Annotated in this window: 3 protein-coding genes; 2 read left to right on the top strand and 1 reads right to left on the bottom strand. The window is 65.7% G+C overall.

All coding sequences use genetic code 11. The features are described 5' to 3' along the window. A partial coding sequence (locus tag VF662_RS04920; RefSeq protein WP_464138391.1) for an Lrp/AsnC family transcriptional regulator occupies window positions 1-426 on the bottom strand: 426 nt, incomplete at its 3' end. Window positions 427-554: 128 nt separating this feature from the next. Here VF662_RS04920 and VF662_RS04925 point away from each other — a divergent pair. Then, complete coding sequence (locus VF662_RS04925; protein WP_464138393.1) at window positions 555-1763, top strand: amino acid aminotransferase; 1209 nt, start codon at window positions 555-557, stop codon at window positions 1761-1763. Then, the coding region (locus VF662_RS04930; RefSeq protein ID WP_464138397.1) for a thiamine pyrophosphate-dependent dehydrogenase E1 component subunit alpha at window positions 1756-3009 on the top strand (1254 nt) is incomplete at its 3' end. The genes VF662_RS04925 and VF662_RS04930, both read left to right, overlap by 8 nt.

A 3009-nucleotide genomic window follows, 5' to 3' on the forward strand; every position in this document is an offset into this window, starting at 1 on the left:
GTTCGAAGCGGCATGGGCGACGCTCGGGTGGGCGAGGACCCCGCGCATGACGAACCGATCATAGTCGGCAACGTCGCGGACGGAGATGCGGAGCAGGTAGTCCCATTCGCCCGACATGGCGTAGCATTCGACGATCTCCTCGCGGGACTGAATGAAATCCTCAAATTCCGAGCGCGCCTCGACGGTCTGGCGTGTCATCCGCACCTGGCAGAGCACGTTGACGTCGCGGCCGAGCGCCGTCGGATCCGCCAAGCGGACGCTCCGGCCGAGCACGCCCGACTTCTCGAGGTTGCGGACGCGCCGCCAGACCGAAGCGGAAGAGGCGCCCACTTTCTCGGCTAAGGCGGCGTGGCTGAGGCTCGCATCGCGCTGTAGCTCGCGGATGATTCGGCGATCGACGCCGTCCAGACGATCAGTTCCACTCATGAGAGACCCCTATATTGAAACAAACGCCTCATTTCCAGTGCATGAAGCGTCAATTCTGATGCGCATTTTGCGTGGGTGCGGAGTAGATGTATCGGTGCGGCGCTAAGCGCTGAGACAGGGAGAGCCGAGTGGCCGAAGCTTTGACGGTGGCGGACGAGCCGATGTTGTTCGACCGGCTCGAAAGCGAGCCCACGGACGCGCTGCTGCAACTGATCGCCCTGGCGAAGGCCGATCCCCGGCCCGACAAGATCGACGTCGGCGTCGGCGTCTATCGCGACGCTGCGGGAGGAACCCCGATCCTGCGCGCCGTCAAGGCGGCGGAGCGGATCCTCGTCGAGACGCAGGAGACGAAGGCCTATCTCGGCTCGGCCGGCGATACCCGCTTCGTAGACCTGATCAGGCCGATCGTGTTCGGCGAAAAGGGCGCGCGCGACGAGCGGATCGTGGGTGTGCAGACGCCCGGCGGCTGCGGTGCGCTTCGGCTCGGCGCCGACCTCATCGACAAGGCCAATTCGGACGCGCGGATCTTCGTCGGGCAGCCGACCTGGCCCAACCACGGTCCGCTGATCGAATGCGCCGGCGTCGAGATGGTGAAGGTGCCGTATTACGACACAAGGAGCCGCCGAATCCTGTTCGACGAGATGATGGAGGCGCTGAAGGAAGCGCGGCCGGGCGATCTCGTGCTTCTCCACGGCTGCTGCCATAATCCAACGGGCGCCGACCTCAGCCTGGACCAATGGCGGGAGGTCGCGGACTTCATCGCGAGGCGCGGGCTCGTTCCCTATGTCGATCTTGCCTATCAGGGGCTCGGCAACGGCCTCGAGGCGGACGCCCAGGGAACGCGGCTGGTCGTCGAGGCTGCGGAGCAAGCGCTGGTGGCGCAGAGCTGCGACAAGAATTTCGGAGTCTACCGCGAGCGCACCGGCTCGCTGTTCGTGAAGGCGTCGAGCAAGGCCGGAGCGGAGACGGTGTTCGGAAACCTCCTCCAGCTTGCCCGGACCATGTGGTCGATGCCGCCCGATCACGGCGCGGCGATCGTTCACACGATCCTCGACGATCCGGAACTTCGCGCCGATTGGAATGCGGAGCTGAAGGAGATGTGCGCGCGCATCCGAAGCCTCCGCGCCCGGCTCTCGGCCTATGACGAGCGGCTCGCCTTCATCGACCGGCAGAACGGCATGTTCTCGATGCTTCCGCTGTCGCGGGATGCGGTGCTGGAGCTTCGGGAGAGTCACGGCATCTACATGGCCGATTCCGGGCGCTTCAACGTGGTCGGCTTGTCGGACGAGAATGTCGATCGCTTCGCCGCCGCGGTGGTGGAGAAACTGGATGGCTGAGACCGACTTTGCGGTCGGCGCACGCCCGGCGCTCAACTCGCCCGATCCGGATTACGATTGGCGCAAGATCGCCTATCTCGTGAACGTCAGCCGGGCCTTGGACAAGTTGGAGGAAGAGCGGCTCGTCCCCGAGCGCAAGATCGCCTACCAATTCTCCGCGCGCGGGCACGACATGGCGCAGATCATGCTGGGCTCGCGCCTCGGCGGCAAGGACGGCACCTGCGGCTATTATCGTTCGAGGCCCTTGCTGCTGGCGCTGGGCGTTCCGATCGAGGATGCGCTCGGCTCCGCCATGGGACGGGCAGGGGGCTATTCGGACGGGCGCGACATCGGCGTCGTCTTCAACTTCCCCAATCTGGGCGGACCACCGGCGATGCCGATGTCGGGCGGGGTCGGGGCGCAATATACGCCGACCGCCGGCTGGGCGCAGGCGATCGAATATTATCGGAACGTGCTGAAGAGCGAGAGCCACGAGAATGCGATCGCGGTAGTGCTCGGCGGCGATGGATCGGTGGCGGCGAACGGCTTCTGGGCGGCGCTCACCATCGCCACCACCCAGAAGCTGCCGATGCTCTTCTACATCGAGGACAATGAATACGGCATCTCGGTTCCTTCCACCTACCAGACGCCGGGCGGGAACATCGCCCGCAATCTGGCCAGCTTCGCGAACCTCGAAGTGATCTCCGGCGACGGCACCGAGCCCGCGGAGGCGGCGCGGCTGCTGAGCCAGGCGGTGGCGCATGTGCGCGGGCGCAAGGGCCCGGCGCTGCTCCGGCTCACCGTGCCGCGCCTCCAGGGGCACAGTTTCCAGGACACGCAGGCCTATAAGTCGGAGGATTTCGTCGCATCCGAATGGGCGCGCGATCCGCTGCCCAAGCTCCGATCATACCTCGTCCCTGCTCTCCTCTCCGAAGAGGAGTGGGGACAGATCGAAAGCGAGGCCGCGGAGGCCGTGGAGCAAGCCCGTGCCGCAGCGGAAGCGCGCGGTATCGCCGATCCGGAGACGGTGATGGCGAACGTCTTCTACGAAGGCGAGATGCAGCAGGTCGGCGGCCAATGGACGCACGGCTACAAGGCGCCGCCGAGCCACGAGGAGCCGCGTCCAGAAGGCCAGCGGATCAACATGGTGACTGCGATCCGCCGAACCCTCGACCGTGAACTCGAGATCAACAAGCGCGTCGTTCTGTTCGGCGAGGATATCGGCCCCAAGGGGGGCGTCCACGCGGTGACTCTGGGGCTCCAGGAG

The sequence above is a fragment of the Allosphingosinicella sp. genome, from assembly GCF_036387215.1.
Lineage (GTDB): Bacteria > Pseudomonadota > Alphaproteobacteria > Sphingomonadales > Sphingomonadaceae > Allosphingosinicella.